This window comes from Streptomyces sp. NBC_00988, assembly GCF_045162645.1.
In the GTDB taxonomy this organism is placed as follows: Bacteria; Actinomycetota; Actinomycetes; order Streptomycetales; family Streptomycetaceae; genus Streptomyces.
Window position 1 is genome coordinate 7,038,307 of record NZ_CP108730.1, and the last position, 14,582, is coordinate 7,052,888.

Genomic DNA, 14,582 nt, shown 5'->3' on the forward strand with positions numbered 1-14,582 from the left:
GCCAAGTTCGCTTGGTGGTCCAGGGCCATTACGTCGGCAGATGTCCGACGGTGGTTGCTCAAGGGTGGAACGTTGATTATTCGGCACTGTCGGTCATCTCTTGGCTGCGAGTACTGCTCTTCGGGGCGTGGAAAGCTGATCATGAGTGGCGATGGTGCCGGGCACGCTGTTGGGTGTCTGAGGGCACGGCCGAGAGGCTGCCTTCAGTGCCGACCCCAGTGAACTTGCCCAGTAGGGCAGGGTGATGGGTGGTTGGTCGTTGTTTGAGAACTGCACAGTGGACGCGAGCATCTGTGGCCAAGTTTTTAAGGGCGCACGGTGGATGCCTTGGCACCAGGAACCGATGAAGGACGTGGGAGGCCACGATAGTCCCCGGGGAGTCGTCAACCAGGCTTTGATCCGGGGGTTTCCGAATGGGGAAACCCGGCAGTCGTCATGGGCTGTCACCCTTGCCTGAACACATAGGGCAAGTGGAGGGAACGCGGGGAAGTGAAACATCTCAGTACCCGCAGGAAGAGAAAACAACCGTGATTCCGGGAGTAGTGGCGAGCGAAACCGGATGAGGCCAAACCGTATACGTGTGAGACCCGGCAGGGGTTGCGTGTACGGGGTTGTGGGATCTCTCTTTCACAGTCTGCCGGCTGTGAGACGAGTCAGAAACCGTTGATGTAGGCGAAGGACATGCGAAAGGTCCGGCGTAGAGGGTAAGACCCCCGTAGTCGAAACGTCAACGGCTCGTTTGAGAGACACCCAAGTAGCACGGGGCCCGAGAAATCCCGTGTGAATCTGGCGGGACCACCCGCTAAGCCTAAATATTCCCTGGTGACCGATAGCGGATAGTACCGTGAGGGAATGGTGAAAAGTACCGCGGGAGCGGAGTGAAATAGTACCTGAAACCGTGTGCCTACAAGCCGTGGGAGCGTCGCTCACAGAGTTTACTCTGTGGGTCGTGACTGCGTGCCTTTTGAAGAATGAGCCTGCGAGTTTGCGGTGTGTTGCGAGGTTAACCCGTGTGGGGAAGCCGTAGCGAAAGCGAGTCCGAATAGGGCGGTTTAGTAGCGCGCTCAAGACCCGAAGCGGAGTGATCTAGCCATGGGCAGGTTGAAGCGGAGGTAAGACTTCGTGGAGGACCGAACCCACCAGGGTTGAAAACCTGGGGGATGACCTGTGGTTAGGGGTGAAAGGCCAATCAAACTCCGTGATAGCTGGTTCTCCCCGAAATGCATTTAGGTGCAGCGTCGTGTGTTTCTTGCCGGAGGTAGAGCACTGGATAGGCGATGGGCCCTACCGGGTTACTGACCTTAGCCAAACTCCGAATGCCGGTAAGTGAGAGCACGGCAGTGAGACTGTGGGGGATAAGCTCCATGGTCGAGAGGGAAACAGCCCAGAGCATCGACTAAGGCCCCTAAGCGTACGCTAAGTGGGAAAGGATGTGGAGTCGCAGAGACAACCAGGAGGTTGGCTTAGAAGCAGCCACCCTTGAAAGAGTGCGTAATAGCTCACTGGTCTAGTGATTCCGCGCCGACAATGTAGCGGGGCTCAAGCGTACCGCCGAAGTCGTGTCATTCATACAACAGGGCCAACGCCTGTATGGATGGGTAGGGGAGCGTCGTGTGCCGGGTGAAGCCGCAGCGGAAGCTAGTGGTGGACGGTTCACGAGTGAGAATGCAGGCATGAGTAGCGATACACACGTGAGAAACGTGTGCGCCGATTGACTAAGGGTTCCTGGGTCAAGCTGATCTGCCCAGGGTAAGTCGGGACCTAAGGCGAGGCCGACAGGCGTAGTCGATGGATAACCGGTTGATATTCCGGTACCCGCTGTGAAGCGTCAAACATCGAGCCCATTAATGCTAAGGCCGTGAAGCCGTTCCGGACCCTTCGGGGAATGGAAAGTGGTGGAGCCGCCGGCCCAAGATGGTAGTAGGTGAGTGATGGGGTGACGCAGGAAGGTAGTCCATCCCGGGCGGTGGTTGTCCCGGGGTAAGGGTGTAGGACGAGTGGTAGGCAAATCCGCCACTCACATAGTCTGAGACCTGATGCCGAGCCGATTGTGGTGAAGTGGATGATCCTATGCTGTCGAGAAAAGCCTCTAGCGAGTTTCATGGCGGCCCGTACCCTAAACCGACTCAGGTGGTCAGGTAGAGAATACCGAGGCGTTCGGGTGAACTATGGTTAAGGAACTCGGCAAAATGCCCCCGTAACTTCGGGAGAAGGGGGGCCATCACCGGTGAGAGGATTTACTCCTTGAGCTGGGGGTGGCCGCAGAGACCAGCGAGAAGCGACTGTTTACTAAAAACACAGGTCCGTGCGAAGCCGTAAGGCGATGTATACGGACTGACGCCTGCCCGGTGCTGGAACGTTAAGGGGACCGGTTAGTCACTCTTCGGGGTGGCGAAGCTGAGAACTTAAGCGCCAGTAAACGGCGGTGGTAACTATAACCATCCTAAGGTAGCGAAATTCCTTGTCGGGTAAGTTCCGACCTGCACGAATGGCGTAACGACTTCTCGACTGTCTCAACCATAGGCCCGGTGAAATTGCACTACGAGTAAAGATGCTCGTTTCGCGCAGCAGGACGGAAAGACCCCGGGACCTTTACTACAGTTTGATATTGGTGTTCGGTTCGGCTTGTGTAGGATAGCTGGGAGACTGTGAACTCTGGACGCCAGTTCAGGGGGAGTCGTCGTTGAAATACCAGTCTGGTCGTGCTGGATGTCTAACCTGGGTCCGTGATCCGGATCAGGGACAGTGTCTGATGGGTAGTTTAACTGGGGCGGTTGCCTCCTAAAGAGTAACGGAGGCGCCCAAAGGTTCCCTCAGCCTGGTTGGCAATCAGGTGTTGAGTGTAAGTGCACAAGGGAGCTTGACTGTGAGACCGACGGGTCGAGCAGGGACGAAAGTCGGGACTAGTGATCCGGCGGTGGCTTGTGGAAGCGCCGTCGCTCAACGGATAAAAGGTACCCCGGGGATAACAGGCTGATCTTCCCCAAGAGTCCATATCGACGGGATGGTTTGGCACCTCGATGTCGGCTCGTCGCATCCTGGGGCTGGAGTCGGTCCCAAGGGTTGGGCTGTTCGCCCATTAAAGCGGTACGCGAGCTGGGTTTAGAACGTCGTGAGACAGTTCGGTCCCTATCCGCTGCGCGCGCAGGAACATTGAGAAGGGCTGTCCCTAGTACGAGAGGACCGGGACGGACGAACCTCTGGTGTGCCAGTTGTTCTGCCAAGGGCATGGCTGGTTGGCTACGTTCGGGAGGGATAACCGCTGAAAGCATCTAAGCGGGAAGCCTGCTTCGAGATGAGTGTTCCCACCCCCTTGAGGGGTTAAGGCTCCCAGTAGACGACTGGGTTGATAGGCCGGATCTGGAAGGCGGGTAACCGCTGGAGGTGACCGGTACTAATAGGCCGAGGGCTTGTCCTCAGTTGCTCGCGTCCACTGTGTTGGTTCTGAAACCACGAACAACCCCACATCCCTGGGTTATGCGGGGTGTGGTGCGGTTGTCTGTTTCATAGTGTTTCGGTGGTCATAGCGTGAGGGAAACGCCCGGTTACATTCCGAACCCGGAAGCTAAGCCTTACAGCGCCGATGGTACTGCAGGGGGGACCCTGTGGGAGAGTAGGACGCCGCCGAACAAATATTGCGAAAACCCCTGTACCGTTAATTCGGTACGGGGGTTTTCTGCGTTTAGGCTCAGCGGTATGCGCTATGACCTCGTGATCTTCGACAACGACGGTGTTCTCGTCGACAGCGAGCCGATCTCCAACAGGCTCCTGGCCGGCTATCTCACCGAGCTCGGGCACCCGACTTCCTACGAGGAGTCCCTCCGTGACTACATGGGCGCCGCGATGCACCGCGTCCACGATCTCGTCGAGGAGCGGACCGGGCAGCGGTTGGCGGCCGACTTCGACGATGTCTTCCACGCTCGCGTATTCGCCGCGTTCGAGCGGGAGTTGAAGCCGGTCGCCGGGGCCGTCGACGTGCTGGAGAGGCTGGTCGCGGACGGGGTGCCGTACTGCGTGGCGTCGTCCGGGAGCCATGAGCGGATTCGGGTGGGGCATCGGACCACCGGGCTGGACGAGTGGTTCGAGGAGGAGTGGGTCTTCAGCTCCGAGGACGTGGGGCGGGGGAAGCCCGCGCCGGATCTCTTCCTGTACGCGGCCGAGCGGATGGGCGTGGCGCCGGAGCGGTGTGTGGTCGTAGAGGACAGTCCGTTGGGGGTGCGGGCCGGTGTTGCGGCCGGGATGGATGTGTATGGGTTCATCGGGATGACTCCTGCTGAGCGGCTTGTCGGGGCCACTAAACTCTTTGGTGACATGGGGCAGTTGGCTGACCTGTTGGAATGACCTCGGGCAGGGTGGGAGCGCTGACATTTGTCATGCCGAGGTCCGGACGATCGGTTCTACTGGCGGGCCGGGGCCTCGCGGCAAGCTGAGGGCATGACGACGAACACGGGCTCCATGAAGAAGAACTTCGGGCCGCTCCTCGTGGATGTGGCGGTGCCGATCGGGTCGTACTACCTGCTGAAGAGCGGGTTCGGGATGGGCACGGTGGCGGCGCTGGGGTGGAGCAGTGTCGTGCCGGCGGTGCGGACCGTGTGGGGGGTCGTCGCGGAGCGGACGGTCAACGCGTTCGCGGTGCTGATTCTGTTCGTGAACGTCGTCGGGGTGCTGCTCAGCCTTGTGGCCGGTGATCCGCGGCTGATGCTTGCCAAGGACAGCGGGATCAGCAGTGTCGTCGGGATCGGGATCCTCGTGTCGGTGGTGATGGGGAAGCCGATGATGACCGCCGGTATGAAGCCCTTCCTGGTGAAGGGCAGCCCGGAGCGGGAGGCCGCGTTCGAGCGGCTGTTGAGCGGGTCGGTGGCGTTTCAGCGGGCCGAGCGGCGGTTCTCGCTCGTGTGGGGTGTGATGCTGCTCGCGGAGTGCGTCGCGCGGATCGTCGGGGTGTACACGCTGCCCGTGGACACCATGGTGTGGCTGGGCACGGTCGTGATGATCGGGACGATCGCCGTGACGTCCGTGGTCAGTGGCGGTGTCGCCGTCGGGCCGATGGCGGAGATGATCGATGCGGAGCTGAAGGCCGGGGAAGCCCCCGTACCTGCGGCGATGCCCTCGCTGGCCGTCGCTCGGTAAAGCTGAGCGGAATTCATCTTTGGCTGGATCTACCCACGAGTACGCTGGGGCCCTTACGCTCGCCGCCATGACAGATGTGCTGCGGCGCGGTAGGGCCTCTTTGGCGTTCAGCTTCTTCGCTCAGGGCGCCACCTTCGCGCTGCTCGTGACGCGCATTCCGGCGATCCAGGACCGGTACGGGGTCTCGGACGGGCTGCTGCCCGTCTTCCTGGCCGCGGTGCCGATTCTCGCCGGGGTCGGCAGCGTGACGACCGAGCAGTTGGTGAAGCGAATACGGCCCAGCGTGCTGCTGCGCTGGTCCCAGCCCGTCGTCCTCCTGGCGCTGCTCGGGGTCGGGGCGGGCGACAGCATGGCCGAACTGGCCGTCGCCCTCGGCGCGTTCGGGCTCGGGGTGGGTGCGCTGGACGCCTCGATGAACATGCTCGGGGTGAGTCTGCAGCGGACGTACGGACGAAGCATCATGCTCAGCTTCCATGCCGCGTACAGCCTGGGCGGGATCGTGGGGGCCTCGCTGGCTTGGGCGGGGGCGCACTGGCATCTCGCGCTGTGGGTGTCGTATCTGCCCGTGGTGGTTGTGTTGTTGCCGGCCGCCTTGGTGGGGAGTCGGTGGTACGTCGACGGGGGTGCGCCGGGGAGCGAGGCGGAGGGCGCGGAGGCTGGGCCGCTCGTCTTCAAGTTGCTGCTGCCCTTGTGTCTGGTGATGACCTTCGCCTATATCGGGGACTCGACCGTCTCCAACTGGAGTGCGAAATATCTGAAGGACGTGCTGGGCAGCTCGGAGCAGGTGGCGACCGTTCCGTACAACGTCTACATGGTGATGTGCCTGGTCGGGCGGGGGATCGGGGATCTCGGGGTGCGGCGGTTCGGGGCGGTGGCCGTGGTGCGGTTGGGGGCGGTGGTGGCCGCGGTGGGGTTCGCCGTGGTGGCCGTGGCGCCGGGGGCCGGGGTCGGGATGCTCGGGTTCACGTTGGTGGGGCTCGGGTTGTGTGTGCTGGTGCCGCAGACGTTCGCGGCGGCCGGGCGGTTGTTCCCGGGGGCTTCGGATACGGCCATTGCGCGGCTCAATGTGTTCAATTACGTCGGGTTTCTGATCGGTTCGCCGTTGGTGGGGGCGCTGGGCGACGCCTGGAGTTACCGCTGGGCGATGCTCGTGCCGATGGTGTTGGTGCTGGTGACGTTGGTGTACGCCCGCTCGTTCGCGCCGTCGGCGGACCGATACGGTGACGGGCATGAGCGGGCGCGCACAGCTGATGTGGGACGAGGCAGTAACGGGCTATGACTTCGGCCGGGACCATCCGATGGACCCGGTCCGGCTCGCCCTGACCCGGAGACTCGTCGATGCCTTCGGGCTCGACAAGGACATGGATGTGGTGGCGGCGAAGCCCGCCGGTGATTCGACGCTGCGGCTGGTCCATCGGGAGGACTACGTCGAGGCGGTGAAGGCGGCCTCGGCTGATCCGGAGTCGGCGGACGGGGCGTATGGGCTGGGGACGATGGATGATCCCGCCTTTGCCGGGATGCATGAGGTGTCGGCGCTGATTGCGGGGCAGTCGGTGGGGGCGGCGGAGGCTGTTTGGGCCGGGGATGTGCTGCATGCCGTGAACTTCTCCGGTGGGTTGCATCACGCTATGCCGGGGGCTGCCTCGGGGTTCTGTATTTACAACGACGCCTCGCTGGCCATCGCCCGGCTGTTGGAGCTGGGGGCCGAGCGGGTCGCGTACGTCGATGTCGATGTGCATCACGGGGATGGGGTCCAGGCGGCGTTCTGGGAGGACCCGCGGGTGCTGACGATCTCCCTGCATGAGCATCCTCGGACGTTGTTCCCGCAGACCGGGTGGCCGGAGGAGACCGGGGCCGGGAAGGGGGAGGGCGCTGCGGTCAATGTGGCGTTGCCGGCCGGGACCGGGGACGCGGGGTGGTTGCGGGCCTTTCACGCCGTCGTACCGGAGTTGATCGCGGACTTTCGGCCGCAGGTGCTGGTTTCGCAGCACGGGGCCGATACGCATTTCGAGGATCCGCTCGCTCATCTCGCGGTGTCGCTGGACGCGCAGCGGGCGGTGCAGGTCGCGTGTCATGAGCTCGCGCACGAGTACGCGGACGGGAAGTGGGTCGCGCTCGGCGGAGGTGGTTATGCCGTGGTGGAGGTGGTGCCGCGGTCGTGGACGCATCTCGTCGCGATTGCCGCGGGGCGGGAGATCGCGCCCGAGGCGGTGATTCCTGAGGGGTGGCGGCAGGAAGTGTTTGCTCGGACGCGGCAGTTGGGGCCTCAGCGGATGACGGATGGGCGGTGGCCGGTGGCCTACGCCGACTGGGAGTCGGGGTATGACCCCGCGGATCGTCTTGATCAGGCTGTTGTGGCTACTCGGCGGGCGGTGTTTCCGTTGCGGGGGTTGTTGGCGTAGGTCTTCGGTGGTTGTGCGGGTGGGGGTGGGTTTTTCGCCCCCGCCGCCCCTACCCGTCCCATCCCAGGGGGCTGCGCCCCCAGACCCCCGCTTCGGCCCCGAAAGGGCCTCGTCCTCAAACGCCGGACGGGCTGGATTTGGTGGGCTGTGCCGTGAAGTGGCCGCCCGCGCCGAGTGACGCCACCCCGTGTCGAGAAGCGCCCGCCCGCATCGAAGAGCGACCACCGGAGACGGCCGCTAGATCCGTCTCCGGCGCTCACCCCTCACCCGTCAGCCGCAGTGGCCCGAGTCCTCTGCCGACGCGTTGCCGATGGTGCCGCCCCAGGCGATGCAGGAGTCGCGGCCCTCGACGTAGACCGGGCCGGCGTAGCTCGTGTACGTGCCGGAGTCCACGGCGGGGGCGTCGGAGTCGCCGAGGGCGTCCAGGGTGACCCGCATGTTGATCTTGTTGCCTACGGCGTTGCGGACGGTTACGGCGCAGTTCTTGCCGGTCGACGCGTTCCAGGTCACGAAGACCTTGCCGGAGTTGCCGACCGGGGTGGAGTCGATGACCTTGTAGCCGGTGCCGCAGGCGCCGTTGTAGGTGGCGGCGGCTGCCGCCTTGGTGGTGGATGTGGCGGCCGAGGCCGGGGCCGTGGCGGCTACCGTGCCGCCGAGGGCCAGGACCGTGAGTGCGGCGGCGGTTGTCGTGCGACGGGACAGCTTCATCATGGTGTTCCCCCTGCTGATGTGATGGTCAACTTGCCTGGGACGGTTGGTCGTTCCGGCCCATGCAAGGTGAGACCCGGGAAGCCGTACGACAGTTGTGGGTGTTTTTGTCACTGTCCTGTCACCGGTGTTACGCCAACCGCGCGGTGTTTCCGGGGTTCCGGCCGTGGCCGGGGCAGCCGTCCGTCACCATCAGCCTCGTGTTGACCACCGGCGCCCTCCGCGCCCATCTGCTGGCCGCCCGGCTGGCCGGACCCGTGGCCACCTCGCGGGAGGAGAGCCTGCGGAGTTATCGGGCCTTCGCCGCGCGGGATCCTCGGGTGCTGATCGGACTCGATCCCGAATGGACGTGGGGGCAGCGGGACTTGATCGGGTTGATGGCGGACAAGTGTGGGGTTTCGGCCGACCCGGCGCACACTTCCGGGCATGATGTGATCGATCCGGAGCTGACTCTGGCCGCGTTGGACGCCTTCGCCGATCGGTTGGGGGAGGTAGCGGAGCGGAGTGGGGCCGTGCTTCTCGGGACCGGGCATCCGCATCGGCTGCTCGGGTTCTACGCCGCGCTGGCGGACGCCTTGTCGGCGGCGGGGTGTGCTGTTCTCACCCCTGCGCATGGTCGCTGTGTCGACATAACGACCCGGTTCGGTCTACGCACGTACAACCTTGACTACGTCCAGGGGGTCGGCCTGGTCCGCGAACCGGGCCCCGAACGCACCGGTTGTGAGCCCGGCGCACACACGCACTCACCGCTCCCGGTTCGTACCGTGCTGGGTGCGGCGGCGGAGGCCGGCGGGGTGCTTCCGGAGCTGGTGATCGGAGACCACGGATGGGTCTGCGGAGCAGGTCAGCTGGGGTTTGAGGCCATTGGTCTCGCGGATACCGATGACCCCGCGCTCTTCGTGGGTGAGGCCGAGGGGTCGGTGTCCGTCGTCGTTCCACTTGATGACGCCGTGCGGTCCGATTACTACCGCCCGCTTACCCGCTACGTACTCAATCGAGCGTGTCTGTCACAGTAGGCCGCCGATGGGTGCACCTCTTCCCCACTCGCATCACACGCCCCTACATTGGGGAGTGAGCACGCAACGACGAAGAGTCACCGGAAGGGGAAGCCGGTGACCGTCGAGTGCGGAAGGTTCAGGTGTGTCATGGCTGCAGCTGGCGAGAGGCCTCTGAACGAGGTTCAGTTCCTTACCGTGGCGGAGGTCGCCTCGGTGATGCGAGTGTCGAAGATGACCGTGTACCGGTTGGTGCACAGCGGTCATCTGCCCGCTATCCGGGTGGGGCGGTCCTTCCGCGTCCCCGAGCAAGCGGTACACGAGTACCTTCGCGAGAGTTATGTGGGGGTGGAGACAGCCTGAGGCGATACCTCGATTACGACCTCAGCGCTCGGACGGGTAGGCTGGCCCCTTGTAGGTCGTATGGGCCCATGATGCCCAGCACCGAGTGATGAGAAGTGAGCGAGGGTAGTCGTGGGCTCTGTTATCAAGAAGCGGCGCAAGCGGATGGCTAAGAAGAAGCACCGCAAGCTGCTGAAGCGCACGCGCGTGCAGCGTCGTAACAAGAAGTAGGCGACGCAGCGCCGCGAGAGCGTTTCCTGTGGCCCCCCACCGCATTCGGTGGGGGGCCACAGTTATGCCCGTGTCCGTGTCATGTGCCGAATGTGGGTACTCGGGTTCTCGTGCGTCAGGCGGTCATCACAGCGCAACACCGAACCGCTAGGTTGGCCGCACACGGGTAACTCAAAAGGAAGGCGCTGATCTTGGGGAAGGTCGTGCTCGTGACCGGAGCGGCCCGTCAGCTGGGGGGCCGGTTCGTACGACGCATTCAGCGTGATCCGGAAGTGGACCGGGTGATCGCCGTGGACGCGGTCGTGCCCGGGCACCATCTCGGGGGCGCGGAGTTCATCCAGGCCGACATCCGGCAGCCCACCATCGCGCGGGTGCTCGCCGAGTCGGGCGCCGACACGGTCGTGCACATGGACGTGACGGGCACCGCCCTGGGCAGCGGCAGCCGGACCACGGTCAAGGAGACCAACGTCATCGGCACCATGCAGCTGCTCGGCGCCTGCCAGAAGTCGCCGGTCGTGAAGCGCCTGGTGGTGAAGTCCAGCACGAACGTCTACGGCTCCGCCCCGCGCGACCCGGCCGTCTTCACCGAGGGCACCCCGCCGAAGTCCCTGCCGAGCGGCGGCTTCGCGAAGGACACCGTCGAGGTCGAGGGGTACGTGCGCGGCTTCGCCCGCCGCCGCCCCGACGTCGCCGTGTGCGTGCTGCGGTTCGCCAACATCCTTGGTCCTACGGCGGATTCGCCGCTCGCGTCGTACTTCTCGCTGCCGGTCCTGCCGACCGTGTTCGGCTACGACCCGCGGCTGCAGTTCGTGCACGAGGACGACGTGATCGACGTCCTGCGGATCGCCTCGCACGACCCGGAGCGGGGCACGCTCAACAGCGGCACCTTCAACATCGCCGGGGACGGCGTCCTGCTGCTCTCCCAGTGCTCGCGGCGCCTGGGCCGCCCGACCGTGCCGCTGCTGCTGCCGGCGGTCACCTGGGCCGGTTCCCTGGTGCGTACGCTGGGGATGACGGACTTCTCCCCGGAACAGATCCGGCTGCTCACCCACGGCCGGGTCGTGTCGACGGTCCAGATGCGCGAGACGCTGGGGTACAAGCCGAAGTACACGACCGCCGAGACCTTCGCGGACTTCGCGCGCAGTCAGGGCCCGGGGCTGCTGCCGCCGGAGGTCCTCGCGGGGGCCGTCGACCGGATCGCCGCGCTGTCCGGGCCGGGCAGTGGCCACCCCCCGACGCCGAGCGCCAACTGAGGAGCGCATCAACGATGGCGGATGCCAAGGTCATTCCGTTCGACGACGACCGGTCCCGCGCGAACGGCGTGCAGCGGCCGCAGCGGCGCCGGAGCACGGGGAACCGGCGCAAGAACGGCGAGCCCGCGCTGGTCCGTGAGGTCCAGCCCCTGCCGGGCCGGGACTTCACGCAGGATGATGTTCCTGTGACGCGTGAGGAACACGAGCCGGAGAAGACACCGGACGACGACGGCCAGAGCGCCCTGGAACGCCGGGTCGCCCACGGCCTGTCCTTCCTGCGCCGCCGGCTGACCGGGGACTACGAGGTCGACGACTTCGGCTACGACGAGGAGCTCACCGACGAGCTCCTGATGCCGGCGCTGCGCCCGCTGTACGAGAAGTACTTCCGGGTCGAGGTCAAGGGCATCGAGAACATCCCGGCGGAGGGCGGCGCGCTGATCGTCGCCAACCACTCCGGGACGCTGCCGCTGGACGGCGTGATGATGCAGATCGCCGTCCACGACAACCACCCCGCGGGCCGCCACCTCCGGCTCCTCGCGGCGGACCTCGTCTTCATGCTCCCGGTGGTCAACGAACTCGCCCGCAAGGCCGGTCACACGCTGGCCTGCGCCGAGGACGCCGAACGCCTCCTGGGCCGGGGCGAGTTGGTCGGCGTGATGCCGGAGGGCTTCAAGGGCATCGGCAAGCCGTTCAGCGAGCGCTACAAACTCCAGCGCTTCGGCCGCGGCGGCTTCGTCTCCACCGCCCTGCGCAAGGGCACCCCGATCATCCCGTGCTCGATCGTGGGCGCGGAGGAGATCTACCCGATGATCGGCAACTCGAAGACGCTCGCCCGCATCCTCGGCTTCCCGTACTTCCCGATCACTCCGACCTTCCCGTGGCTGGGCCCGCTGGGCGCGATCCCGCTCCCCACGAAGTGGACGATCCAGTTCGGCGAGCCGATCCCCACGGCCGGCTATCCGCCGGAGGCCGCCGAGGATCCCATGCTGATGTTCAACCTCACCGACCAGGTGAGAGAGCAGATCCAGCACACGCTGTACAAGCTGTTGGTGCAGCGGCGCTCGGTCTTCTTCTGAGAAACCTGACGGTCGGCTGTACGACGATGGGGGCGCCCCTTACCGAGGGGCGCCCCCATCTCGCAGTCAGGGACTACTAGTTCGCGTCCTCGCTGTCGATGCCCAGGCCGGGCAGCAGACCCGGGAGCAGCGGTGGGAGCGTGACGTCCGGTTCGGTGATCGACGGCTTGCTCGCGGACGGCGACTCCGTGCCGGAGGCCTTCGGGGGGTCCAGGAGGCCGCCCGTGTTGCCGCCGAGGAGGCCGTCGCCGGTGGTGGCGGACTCGGTGGGGGTGCTGGAGTGGCTGGTCTCCGCGGAGCCGTCGGTGGTGCTCGGGGTCGTCGAGCGGTGGGTGCCGGTGGAGCCGCCCGTGGACGTCGTACCCGGAGCGCGGTGTTTGCCGGTGCCGGGGGTCGTCGCCGGGGGCTGGGGGAGCAGCGACTGGAGCGGGGCGACCTCTTCGTCTATGGCGTCGAAGACCGAGGAGACCTGGTCGCTGACGTCGCCGAGCTGGACGGGGAGGCGGTCGCGCAGGGCGCCCCAGGCCTCGCGGTGCGAGCGGGAGAACGCGGAGAGGGCCTGGATGGGGCCCAGCGAGTTCGGGTCCTGCTCGTACGCCTCGTGCAGCAGGCGGTGGCCCTCGGACGCGTCGTGGGTCATCCCGGCGAGCGTGCGGCGGATCTCGCCGAGCTGCTCGTGGTCGAGGTGGCCGCTGCGGTCCCGCTCGATCAGCCGGCGTGCCTCGCTCAGGCGGTTGGACGCCTGGTCGAGGTAGGCCACACCGCGCTGGTCGTCGCCGTCGGACAGGTAGTTGAGCTTGAAGTCCTCGATGCCGCGCTTCAGGCCGTAGAGCGAGTCACCGGGCAGGGCGCCCGAGCTCGCCGCGGCCACTCCGCCGAAGGCACCCGCCGCGACCCCGACGCTCAGTCCGCCGGCCGCGAGGCCCTTGGTGAGCCGGGTGCGCGGTCGCAGCTTGCCCAGACCGGTGGCCCGGTGCGCACCCCGGGACCGGGGGGAGCGCTGCTCCGGTACCGAGGGTCCGGGTGCCTCGCCTTGCAGCATGGCCTCGAACGCGGCGACCAGCTGAGCCCGCTGGACCACCTTGACCTCGGGGTCCAGCACGGGTTTGGGCAGCTCGCCGAGACCGGTGGCGAAGGCCAGCATGCGGCCCTGCTCGGTCTGTTCCGCAGCAGCCGGGGCCGGGGCCGGTCCTTCGGACTGCTCGGCCGCCGTGCCCTGGTCGGACTGCTCCTCTTCCAGGGCCTGGGCGAAGGCGTTCGCCCGCCGGTGCGCCGATACGTTCGCGATCACTGGCGGCACCTCCTCTCGCGTCATGACGGTCGACTCCCCAGGGGGTCCTGAGGGTTGCACAGCCTGACCACATCCACACGATCGAGTGATCGGAGAGGGTCAGGTCGTGACCACAGGGAGCCTGTATCCCGCACAACGAGTGGCGCGGCACTTGGGTTACGGACGACGGATGATCCGACCGCGAACTCAACGGACTTTCACTGAGCGCGAGTTGGGCGTTACCGAGCGTGTGCCGTCAGCGGGCGTCGTCCGGGAGGAGCCGGGCGAGAGTGCGCACGGCCCGGTACTGGAGGGTCTTGATCGCACCCTCGTTCTTGCCCATCACCCGGGCGGTCTCCGCGACGGAGAGGCCCTGCAGGAAGCGGAGCGTGACGCACTCCTGCTGCTGCGGGTTGAGCCGCCGTACGGCGTCGAGCAGTGCGGCGTTCGAGAGGGACTCCAGGACGGAGTCCTCGGGGGAGCGCTCGACCTCGTTGGCGTCGAGCATCTCGCCGGTGGTCACTTCCAGCCTGAAGCGGCTCGACTTGAAGTGGTCGGCGACCAGGTTGCGGGCGATCGTCACCAGCCAGGCGCCGAAGTCACGACCCTGATAGGTGAACGTGCCGATGCGGCGCAGGGCGCGCAGAAAGGTCTCGCTGGTGAGGTCCTCGGCGGTGGCTTTGCCTCCCACTCGGTAGTAGATGTACCGGTACACAGTGTCGCTGTACTGGTCGTAGAGGCGGCCGAAGGCGTCGGCTTCGCCGGCCTGGGCACGCTCTACGAGGTCCATCATCCGGGCGCTGTCGCTGTCAGCGGCCGGACGGCGTGCGGTGGCGGCGCCGGCCGAGCGCCCTCGTCTGCCAACAGCCGCGCCGCCGTCGGCCAGTGCATAGCACGGACCGACGGGTGCGGTGGTGGCGAAGGCGGCGGGGACGGCGTACGCGGTGGGGACGAAGCCGCGCAACAGGTCTTGGACCGTTGCGCGCAGCGTAGCCAGGCCCGAGGCGTCAACCCCGACGTGTGGGTACACGGGACTCCCAGAGGCAGAGCTTCCATCACGTGCAGTACCGGAACATTCACCCGTCGTAGCGACGGAGGGGTACCGGATTGCGTCTGAGGAGAATAACGCTTCGTGCAGGCGCTGCTACACCCAGTTGCTCAAATCATCGATTACG

12 protein-coding genes and 2 rRNA genes are annotated in these 14,582 nt (G+C 65.7%); 11 read left to right on the forward strand and 3 right to left on the reverse strand.

The window, feature by feature from the left end; genetic code table 11:
• Positions 1-295 precede the first annotated feature (295 nt).
• The 6 genes from OG496_RS32395 (at position 296) to OG496_RS32420 (ending at position 7,532) form a co-directional block, all read left to right on the forward strand.
• Positions 296-3,418: ribosomal RNA gene (locus OG496_RS32395) — 23S ribosomal RNA — on the forward strand.
• A 95-nt stretch (positions 3,419-3,513) separates the two neighbouring features.
• Positions 3,514-3,630: ribosomal RNA gene (gene rrf, locus OG496_RS32400) — 5S ribosomal RNA — on the forward strand.
• A gap of 66 nt (positions 3,631-3,696) precedes the next feature.
• Positions 3,697-4,341, forward strand: a complete 645-nt coding sequence (locus OG496_RS32405; RefSeq protein WP_405973439.1) for an HAD family hydrolase — start codon at positions 3,697-3,699, stop codon at positions 4,339-4,341.
• Between the two features lie 93 nt (positions 4,342-4,434).
• On the forward strand, positions 4,435-5,130 hold the full coding sequence (locus tag OG496_RS32410; RefSeq protein ID WP_405973440.1) for a VC0807 family protein: 696 nt from the start codon (positions 4,435-4,437) through the stop codon (positions 5,128-5,130).
• Between the two features lie 67 nt (positions 5,131-5,197).
• Positions 5,198-6,409, forward strand: a complete 1,212-nt coding sequence (locus tag OG496_RS32415; RefSeq protein ID WP_366497505.1) for an MFS transporter — start codon at positions 5,198-5,200, stop codon at positions 6,407-6,409.
• A complete protein-coding gene (locus OG496_RS32420; protein ID WP_405973441.1) occupies positions 6,360-7,532 on the forward strand; it encodes an acetoin utilization protein AcuC in 1,173 nt (390 codons plus the stop codon). The genes OG496_RS32415 and OG496_RS32420 overlap by 50 nt, the downstream gene beginning before the upstream one ends.
• A 270-nt stretch (positions 7,533-7,802) precedes the next feature.
• Here the strand turns inward: OG496_RS32420 and OG496_RS32425 are convergent, their stop codons facing one another.
• Positions 7,803-8,243 (reverse strand): spore-associated protein A, encoded by a 441-nt coding sequence (locus OG496_RS32425; protein ID WP_366497503.1) that lies wholly within the window; start codon positions 8,241-8,243, stop codon positions 7,803-7,805.
• Between the two features lie 197 nt (positions 8,244-8,440).
• Here OG496_RS32425 and OG496_RS32430 point away from each other — a divergent pair, with 197 nt between their 5' ends.
• From OG496_RS32430 to OG496_RS32450, 5 genes are all read left to right on the forward strand, one after another.
• The gene (locus OG496_RS32430) at positions 8,441-9,256 is read left to right on the forward strand and encodes a phosphatase (protein ID WP_405973442.1); all 816 of its coding nucleotides are present in this window, start codon (positions 8,441-8,443) and stop codon (positions 9,254-9,256) included.
• Positions 9,257-9,385: 129 nt separating this feature from the next.
• Positions 9,386-9,598, forward strand: coding sequence for a helix-turn-helix domain-containing protein (locus tag OG496_RS32435; RefSeq protein ID WP_004984898.1), 213 nt, complete (start codon positions 9,386-9,388; stop codon positions 9,596-9,598).
• A gap of 111 nt (positions 9,599-9,709) precedes the next feature.
• Positions 9,710-9,808: a 30S ribosomal protein bS22 gene (locus OG496_RS32440; protein WP_003948845.1), complete on the forward strand. Its 99-nt coding sequence runs from the start codon at positions 9,710-9,712 to the stop codon at positions 9,806-9,808.
• 191 nt (positions 9,809-9,999) lie between these two features.
• Complete coding sequence (locus OG496_RS32445) at positions 10,000-11,061, forward strand: NAD-dependent epimerase/dehydratase family protein (RefSeq protein WP_366497501.1); 1,062 nt, start codon at positions 10,000-10,002, stop codon at positions 11,059-11,061.
• A 14-nt stretch (positions 11,062-11,075) separates the two neighbouring features.
• A complete protein-coding gene (locus OG496_RS32450) occupies positions 11,076-12,137 on the forward strand; it encodes a lysophospholipid acyltransferase family protein (protein ID WP_405973443.1) in 1,062 nt (353 codons plus the stop codon).
• Positions 12,138-12,213: 76 nt separating this feature from the next.
• Here the strand turns inward: OG496_RS32450 and OG496_RS32455 are convergent, their stop codons facing one another.
• Both OG496_RS32455 and OG496_RS32460 read right to left on the reverse strand, forming a co-directional pair.
• Entirely contained in the window at positions 12,214-13,428 is a 1,215-nt protein-coding gene (locus tag OG496_RS32455) for a DUF5667 domain-containing protein (protein WP_405973444.1), read from the reverse strand.
• Between the two features lie 235 nt (positions 13,429-13,663).
• On the reverse strand, positions 13,664-14,437 hold the full coding sequence (locus tag OG496_RS32460) for an ECF subfamily RNA polymerase sigma factor, BldN family (protein ID WP_026151088.1): 774 nt from the start codon (positions 14,435-14,437) through the stop codon (positions 13,664-13,666).
• Between the last annotated feature and the right edge of the window lie 145 nt (positions 14,438-14,582).

Coding starts and splice junctions, on each gene's coding strand:
- OG496_RS32435 (WP_004984898.1), top strand. CDS start 9,386: ATGGCTGCAGCTGGCGAGAGGCCTCTGAACGAGGTTCAGTTCCTTACC.
- OG496_RS32420 (WP_405973441.1), top strand. CDS start 6,360: ATGAGCGGGCGCGCACAGCTGATGTGGGACGAGGCAGTAACGGGCTAT.
- OG496_RS32405 (WP_405973439.1), top strand. CDS start 3,697: ATGCGCTATGACCTCGTGATCTTCGACAACGACGGTGTTCTCGTCGAC.
- OG496_RS32410 (WP_405973440.1), top strand. CDS start 4,435: ATGACGACGAACACGGGCTCCATGAAGAAGAACTTCGGGCCGCTCCTC.
- OG496_RS32450 (WP_405973443.1), top strand. CDS start 11,076: ATGGCGGATGCCAAGGTCATTCCGTTCGACGACGACCGGTCCCGCGCG.
- OG496_RS32425 (WP_366497503.1), bottom strand. CDS start 8,243: ATGATGAAGCTGTCCCGTCGCACGACAACCGCCGCCGCACTCACGGTC.
- OG496_RS32415 (WP_366497505.1), top strand. CDS start 5,198: ATGACAGATGTGCTGCGGCGCGGTAGGGCCTCTTTGGCGTTCAGCTTC.